A 7,077-nucleotide genomic window follows, 5' to 3' on the forward strand; every position below is an offset into this window, starting at 1 on the left:
GCCGGACCCCCTCATCCCCCGACCCTGAGGAACGTTCCCCCCGATGCGTACCAGCTTCGTGTTCAGCGAGGTCGTCACCGGCCTGCGCCGGAACGTCACGATGACCATCGCGATGATCCTCACGACCGCGATCTCGCTCTTCCTGCTCGGTGTCGGCCTGCTGGTCGTCAACATGGTGGGCAAGATGCAGGACGACTACCTCGGCCAGCTCGAGGTGGCGGTCATGCTCACCAACGACATCAGCGTGAACGACAAGGACTGCACGCAGCAGCCCTGCTCGAGCCTGCGCAGCCAGCTGGAGACCACGTCCGGGGTCGAGACGGTCGTCTACGAGAACCGCGACAAGGGCTTCGAGCGGTTCAAGAAGGTCTTCGAGTCGCAGCCGGAGCTGGCGAAGCTGGCCCGTCCCGAGGCGATCCCGGCGATGTTCCGGGTCAAGCTGGAGGACGCGCAGCGGTCCGACGTGATCGTGCAGGCGTTCACCGGCAAGGCGGGCGTCAAGAAGGTCGACGACCAGCGCGAGGACCTGGACCGGCTGTTCGGCTTCCTCAACGGCGTGCGCGACGCGGCGCTGGCGCTGGCGCTGCTCCAGGCGTTCGCGGCGCTGATGTTGATCTCCAACACGATCCAGGTGTCGGCGTTCACCCGGCGCACGGAGGTCGGCATCATGCGGCTGGTCGGCGCCACCCGCTGGTACACCCAGCTGCCGTTCCTCATCGAGGCGGTGGTCGCGGGCGTCATCGGCGCCGTCGCCTCGATCGGGTTGCTCGTGGTGACGAAGCTCTTCCTGCTCAACCGGGTGCTCGGCGAGCTGTTCGCGGCCAACATCATCCCGGAGGTGAGCATGGTGGAGATCCTCTTCCTCTCGCCGATCCTGGTCGGCGTGGCCATCGCGATCTCGGCGCTGACCGGCTACGTCACGCTGCGCCTCTACGTGCGCCTATAACCGCTGGCGTGCTCACGTAAGGTTTCCGTCATGGTCAAGGAACGCGGTCAGAAGGTGATCGCGTCGAACCGCAAGGCTCGGCACGACTACACCATCCTCGACACCTACGAAGCCGGTGTCGTGCTCGTCGGCACCGAGGTGAAGAGCCTCCGCATGGGCCGGGCGTCCCTCGTGGACGCCTTCGCCCAGGTGGACGACGGCGAGATCTGGCTGCACGCGCTGCACATCCCGGAGTACGTGGCGGGCACCTGGACCAACCACGAGGTGCGGCGCAAGCGCAAGCTCCTGCTGCACAAGGGCGAGATCGAGCGGCTGATCGGCAAGACCAAGGAGAGCGGTCTGTCGCTGATCCCGCTGTCGATGTACTTCAAGGACGGGTACGTCAAGGTCGAGCTCGCGCTGGCGCGCGGCAAGAAGTCCTACGACAAGCGGCAGGACCTGGCCAAGCGGGACGCCGAGCGGGAGATCCAGAAGGCGCACGGCCGCGCGTTGAAGGGCCGCTACTGAACGCCGCCGTGCCCGGCCTGGTCGACGTGCACGTGCACTTCATGCCGCAGCGCGTGCTGGACAAGGTGTGGGCGTTCTTCGACGAGGCGTCGCGGCACTACGGCGTCGACTGGTCGATCCGGTACCGGCTGCCGGAGGCGGAGCGGCTGGCCGTGCTGCGGTCGTTCGGCGTGGTCGGGTTCGCGCCCCTGGTGTACCCGCACAAGCCCGGCATGGGCGAGTGGCTGACGGACTGGGCGCTGGACTTCGGCTCGCGCGTGGACGGCGCCGTGCCGACCGCGACGCTGTACCCGGAGCCGGGCGTCGAGGCGTACGTGACGCGGGCGTTGACGGCCGGTGCGCGGTGCTTCAAGGCGCACGTGCAGGTGGGCGACTACGACCCGCGTTCGCTCGACGGCGCGTGGGGGCCTGCTGGCCGAGGCGCGGGTGCCCGTGGTGGTGCACTGCGGGCACGGGCCGGCGCCGGGCGCGCACACCGGGCTGGACGTGTTCGAGGACGTGCTGCGCAGGCACCCGTCGCTGGTGGCGGTGCTGGCGCACGCCGGGATGCCCGACTACCTGGGCGCGTTGGACCTGGTCCACCGGTACGACGGGGTGCACCTGGACACCACGATGGTCGGCGTGCCGTTCACCGAGGTGATGGCGGCGCTGCCGCGCGACTGGGCGGCGCGGCTGGTCGACGTGGCCGATCGGGTCGTGCTCGGCTCGGACTTCCCGAACATCCCGTACGACTACTCGGCGCAGCTGGACGCGATCGAGGGCTGGGCCGCGGCCGACGACCGGCTCGGCGAGCCGTTCCTGCGGGCCGTGCTGCACGACAACGGCGCCAGGCTGCTCGGCCTCAGCCCAGGTTGAGGTAGGCGAGCACGGCGCGCACGCGGCGGTGCTCGCTCGTGCTGGGCTCCAGGCCGAGCTTGGCGAAGATGTTGCCCACGTGCTTCTCCACCGCGCCGTCGGAGACGACCAGCGAGGCCGCGATGGCGGCGTTCGACAGGCCCTGCGCCATCAGCGCGAGCACCTCGCGCTCACGCTGGGTGAGCGAGTCGACCGGGTTGCGCTTGGACCGGACCATCAGCTGGGTGATGACCTCGTGGTCGATGCTCGTGCCGCCGTCGGCCACCCGGCGGAGCGCGGACACGAACTCCGACACGTCCGCCACGCGCTCCTTGAGCAGGTAGCCGACGCCGTTCGCGCCGCCGGCCAGCAGCTCCACCGCGTACCGCTCCTCCACGTACTGCGAGAGGACCAGCACCGGCAGGTTGGGGATGCGCTTGCGCGCCTCGATCGCCGCCCGCAGGCCCTCGTCGGTGAACGTCGGCGGCATCCGCACGTCCACCAGGGCCAGGTCGGGGCGGTGCTCGTCGATCGCGGCGAGCAGCGCGTCGCCGTCCTCCACCGCCGCGACCGTCTCGATGCCCTCGTCGGCCAGCAGGCGTTCCACCCCGACCCGCAGGAGGACCGAGTCCTCCGCGATCACCACGCGCACGGCAGCTCCGTCCGGATCACGGTCGGCCCGCCGATCGGGCTCACCACGACGACCACGCCGTCAATCGTCGCAGCACGGTCCGCGAGCCCGGCGAGCCCACCACCCGGACGGATCTCCGCGCCGCCGTGCCCGTTGTCGGTGACCTCCACGACCACGGAGTTCTCGGTGCGGGACACCTTCACGTGCGCCCGGGTCGCGCCCGAGTGCTTGGCGACGTTGGTCAGCGTCTCGGCGACGGTGAAGTAGGCGGCGCTCTCCACGGCCGTCGGCGGGCGCGGCTCGACGTCCACCTCCACGTCGACCGGGATCGGGGACCGGGCGGCCAGCGACGACAGCGCCGGGTCCAGCCCGCGGTCGCCCAGCACCGACGGGTAGATGCCGCGGGCCAGGTCGCGCAGCTCGGAGATGGCGAGCTTGGCGTCGGCGTGCGCCTCGGCGATGAGCTCGCGCGCGCCGTCCGGGTCGGACTCCATCTTGCTGCGGGCCCGGCCGAGGCCCATGGCCACGGCGACCAGGCGTTGCTGCGCGCCGTCGTGCAGGTCGCGCTCGATGCGCCGGCGTTCCGCCTCGGCGGCTTCCACGCCGCGGGCCCGGCTGGCGGACAGCTGCTCCGCCTTGGCCGACAGCACGCCGTAGCGGGAGGGGCCGAGCAGGGACTGGGCGAGCAGCGCGTGACCCCGGCCCAGGGCCTTGAGCAGCCGGTACACCAGGTAGCCGAGCACCAGGCCGAGGACGCTCACCGGGAGCGCCTTGGCGAACGAGTCGATCAGCCACACGTTGCCCTCGCTGAACGTGACCTCCCACGTCACCGGGAGCCAGTGCTGGTAGAAGGGCAGGAACACGGCGCCCGCCACGGCCGACCACAGCGCCACCGTGAGGGCGAACTCGACCGCGCCCAGCGGCAGCATGAGCAGCCAGTAGGACAGGTCGCGCCACGTCGCCGGGTCCCTCGCGATGGCCTTCGCCCGGGCGGTGGCGCCGACCGGCAGCTCCCGGTACGGCCGGGGGATGTCCACGCCGAGGGTCACCCGCAACCAGGCCCGTTCGGCCGACGCCGCGCCGCGCGCCAGGACCAGCGTCAGCACGCCCAGCGGCACGCCGACCCAGATCACCGCGGTGCCGATGCTCACCGCGCCCAGCGTCACCAGCAGGACGAACCAGAAGAGCCCTGTGACCAGGTTCAGCAGGAAGTACCCGCTGACCCGGCCGATGTTCGGGTTGACCCGCGTCGTCATGTTTCCCACCTTCACGCCGGATGTTGCCCCGACCAGCATCGCTCGATCGGGTGGCTGGGACCATCAGGTCCGCCGGCCGGCGTGGGGTGGGGACAGCCCTACCAACGTAATGGGAATGAACCCGGGTCGGCGGCGCGTTATGCTGTGCGGAGCAGGACCCACGACACGGGGGTGAACGGTTTCGACTTTGTGCGTTGATTCAAGGGAAGCGTGCCGGTGCAGGCGAGAGACCACCGCAAGCGTCATCGCAAACCAATAAGCGCCGAGTCTAACGACCAGCGCGCGTTCGCCCTCGCCGCCTGAGGCTAGGAGCGACGCTGTCGGCCCGGGGGCGCCTCCGCCCCGGTCGCCGGCATCAGCTAGGAGGCTCACCACCGTTCCCGGCCACGGGGAACGGTCGGGACACCCACAGTGGCTGGGCTCATCACGGTGACTTGTCCGCGTGATCACCGGGGCCGAGTAGAGATGTAGCGGACTGCGCACGGAGAAGCCTTGATGAGCCGGCAGAGGACCCGGGTTCGATTCCCGGCACCTCCACTCGGGCGAGGTGTGTCCGCGGAACACGCGGACCACCTCGCTCCGTATTTTTTTCCGGGGGTGCAACCCCCGGGCCCCGCCCGGCGGGCGTTGCCCCCGGACCCCCATCCGTGGTGCTCGGGTTGGTCGGGTTGGTCAGCGGGTGGCCAGGTAGTCGTTCACCAGGGTGGCGACGAGGGCCGGGTCGTCGGCGACGACGGAGTGCGCGGCGTCCACGCGGACCACCTCGACGTTCGGCGGCAGGGTCGCGAGGTCCCGGGTCAGGCCCTCCTGGTACTCCTCGAACAGGGGGTGTCCGGGCAGCGGTTTGGTGGCAACGGCCAGCAGCATCGGGCAGCGGAGGTCGCGGAAGACGTCGAAGCAGTCGAGGTCCTCCAGGGCCTGTTGCAGTTCGGGTTGGCCGAAGGCGCGGAACTGCTCGCGGAGCGCTGCGATCTTCGGTGCGACGGCGGTGGGGTCCAGGTAGCGCTGGGCCTGGGTCGGCACGCCGTGGCCGTCGATGTTGATCAGAGCCGGGCACTCGGGGTGCCGCCGTCCCCAGAGCGCGGCGATCATGCCGCCCAGGGACGTCCCCAGCACGGCGGGGTTGTCGGTGGCGTGTGGTTCGATCCGGTCCAGGACCGAGTCCCAGCCCCACGGGCCGGTCAGCGGTAAGGCGACGACCTCGTGCTCACCACCCATGGCCGCGATCACCTCGTCCCAGTCGGCCGGTGAACCGCCCGCGCCGTGCAGGGCCAGTACCTTCATGCGTTCAACCTCGCTCGTACCGAGGCGACGGTCACGCCGCCGCCGTCCGTGTTCCGGGTCAACTTCCCGCGTCGCACCAGGTCGTGGACGCCCTGCTTGGTGACGCCGAGCATCGCGCCGGCCACCGAGTACGAGACCGCTCGCGCGGCCGGGTGCCCCATCCGACGTGCCACGACCTGGCCGAGCGGCGTGCGCCACCAGTCGGCGGGCGGGTCGAACGGCGCGTCGCCGGGGTACAGCGCGCCGATGAGCCGTGCGATGGCGTGCACGGCCGCGGAGTCGTCGTCGCCCTGCATGGTCGCGGCCATCCGCCGTGCCACCTCGTCGGCGCGCGACGGCAGGTCGCCGACGTCGTCGAAGAGGATCTCCAACGGGTCGAGCAACCGCGTGCGGATGATCGTGGCGAGCTGTTCTGCGAGCACTCGCGTCACCTCCTTGACGACCATCGTCAAGTACTTGACGCGCGCCGTCAAGTAGCTAGCGGCGGGCCGGGCGGGCGGTCATCGGGTCCTCCGGCCAGCGGTGCTTCGGGTATCGACCCCGCAGCTCCGACCTGACCTGCGGGTAGCCGGTCCGCCAGAACGACGCCAGGTCGCCGGTCACGGCGGTCGGGCGACCGGCGGGGGAGAGCAGGTGCAGGACGACCGGCACGCGGCCGTCGGCCAGGCGGGGCGTCTCGGTCCAGCCGAACACCTCCTGCACCTTCACCGGCAGCACCGGCCCGGACGCGGAGTAGTCCACCCGGATGCGTGAACCCGAAGGCACTTCGAGCCGGTCCGGGGCGAGGTCGTCGAACCGCGCGGCGGCGGGCCAGGGCAGGAGTTGCCGCACGACCTGCTCGCCGCTGATGCGGGCCAGGTCCGCCTTGCGGCGCGCGTCGCCCACGTCGACCACGGCGAGCAGCGCCTCGTCGTCCACCGAGGGCCACGGGTCGCCGATCACGCGGTGCAGGAAGGCCATCCGCTCCCGCGTGCGCAGACCGTCCGCGTCCCACCTCAGCAGGCCGACGCCCTCCGTGCGCAGGCCTTCCAGGAGGGCGGCGCGGATCGCCTCACGGTCGTGCAACGGCTTGCTGGACAACGTGATCCCGCCCAGCTTGCGCAGCCGGTTCGCCACCACGTCGCCGTCCCACCGGACGTCGTCCTCGGTCCTCAGCAGGGCCGACGCGGCGGTCACGGCGAGCTCCTCGTCCGCCCGCGCGGCCAACCGGATGCGGCCGTGCGCGCGGCCGGCCTCGCGGTCGGCGACGGCCACGGCGAGCCACTCGGCGTCGGCCAACCCGCTGCCCGGCGGCAGCTCCGCGGCCGTGCCGCCGGCCATCAGGTACACCGGCGAGCCGGGGGAACGCCTGCGCGCCAGCCGTTCCGGGTAGGCGAGGGCGACCACCAGGGCCGGGTCGCCCGGACCGGAGCCCGTGCCGCCGACCATCGCGGCCAGGCGGCGGACCTCGCGCGGGTCGGCGTCACGGGTGGCCAGCTCGACCCCGGAGCTCGCGCGGTCGTCGTCCAGCAGCGCCACCACCTCGGCGGCCTTGCGCGCGCCCACGGCCGCCGCGCCGTCCAGCAACGCCCGCGCCAGCCGGGGGTGCAGGCCGAGGTCGGCCATCCGGCGGCCCCGGT

Annotated in this window: 7 protein-coding genes, 1 other RNA gene and 1 pseudogene; 4 read left to right on the forward strand and 5 right to left on the reverse strand. The window is 71.6% G+C overall.

Annotated elements, in window-relative coordinates:
* Nucleotides 1–43 precede the first annotated feature (43 nt).
* The 3 genes and pseudogenes from ftsX (at nucleotide 44) to ACZ7GX_RS39435 (ending at nucleotide 2,308) form a co-directional block, all read left to right on the forward strand.
* Nucleotides 44–946, forward strand: coding sequence for a permease-like cell division protein FtsX (gene ftsX, locus ACZ7GX_RS39425; protein ID WP_123743905.1), 903 nt, complete (start codon nucleotides 44–46; stop codon nucleotides 944–946).
* 30 nt (nucleotides 947–976) lie between these two features.
* A complete protein-coding gene (smpB, locus tag ACZ7GX_RS39430; protein ID WP_498784798.1) occupies nucleotides 977–1,453 on the forward strand; it encodes an SsrA-binding protein SmpB in 477 nt (158 codons plus the stop codon).
* Between the two features lie 41 nt (nucleotides 1,454–1,494).
* Nucleotides 1,495–2,308: pseudogene (locus ACZ7GX_RS39435) on the forward strand (amidohydrolase family protein).
* Here the strand turns inward: ACZ7GX_RS39435 and ACZ7GX_RS39440 are convergent.
* Together ACZ7GX_RS39440 and ACZ7GX_RS39445 are read right to left on the reverse strand one after the other, a co-directional pair.
* Nucleotides 2,295–2,939 (reverse strand): response regulator transcription factor, encoded by a 645-nt coding sequence (locus ACZ7GX_RS39440; protein ID WP_498784800.1) that lies wholly within the window; start codon nucleotides 2,937–2,939, stop codon nucleotides 2,295–2,297. The pseudogene ACZ7GX_RS39435 and the gene ACZ7GX_RS39440 sit on opposite strands and share 14 nt — an antisense overlap.
* Complete coding sequence (locus tag ACZ7GX_RS39445) at nucleotides 2,927–4,174, reverse strand: sensor histidine kinase (RefSeq protein ID WP_498784802.1); 1,248 nt, start codon at nucleotides 4,172–4,174, stop codon at nucleotides 2,927–2,929. The genes ACZ7GX_RS39440 and ACZ7GX_RS39445 overlap by 13 nt, the downstream gene beginning before the upstream one ends.
* A 167-nt stretch (nucleotides 4,175–4,341) precedes the next feature.
* On the opposite strand from ACZ7GX_RS39445, the gene ssrA reads away from it, so the two are divergent.
* Nucleotides 4,342–4,714: a transfer-messenger RNA gene (gene ssrA / locus ACZ7GX_RS39450) on the forward strand.
* Nucleotides 4,715–4,846: 132 nt separating this feature from the next.
* Here the strand turns inward: ssrA and ACZ7GX_RS39455 are convergent.
* The 3 genes from ACZ7GX_RS39455 to ACZ7GX_RS39465 form a co-directional block, all read right to left on the reverse strand.
* Nucleotides 4,847–5,458, reverse strand: a complete 612-nt coding sequence (locus ACZ7GX_RS39455; RefSeq protein WP_498784804.1) for an alpha/beta fold hydrolase — start codon at nucleotides 5,456–5,458, stop codon at nucleotides 4,847–4,849.
* Nucleotides 5,455–5,880 (reverse strand): hypothetical protein, encoded by a 426-nt coding sequence (locus ACZ7GX_RS39460; protein ID WP_498784806.1) that lies wholly within the window; start codon nucleotides 5,878–5,880, stop codon nucleotides 5,455–5,457. Before ACZ7GX_RS39460 ends, ACZ7GX_RS39455 begins: the two co-directional genes overlap by 4 nt.
* Before the next feature lie 55 nt (nucleotides 5,881–5,935).
* The coding region (locus ACZ7GX_RS39465) for an ATP-dependent helicase C-terminal domain-containing protein (RefSeq protein ID WP_498784808.1) at nucleotides 5,936–7,077 on the reverse strand (1,142 nt) is incomplete at its 5' end.

This window comes from Actinosynnema sp. NPDC037264 (assembly GCF_055603705.1).

Coding starts and splice junctions, on each gene's coding strand:
- ftsX (WP_123743905.1), top strand. CDS start 44: ATGCGTACCAGCTTCGTGTTCAGCGAGGTCGTCACCGGCCTGCGCCGG.
- smpB (WP_498784798.1), top strand. CDS start 977: ATGGTCAAGGAACGCGGTCAGAAGGTGATCGCGTCGAACCGCAAGGCT.
- ACZ7GX_RS39445 (WP_498784802.1), bottom strand. CDS start 4,174: ATGACGACGCGGGTCAACCCGAACATCGGCCGGGTCAGCGGGTACTTC.
- ACZ7GX_RS39455 (WP_498784804.1), bottom strand. CDS start 5,458: ATGAAGGTACTGGCCCTGCACGGCGCGGGCGGTTCACCGGCCGACTGG.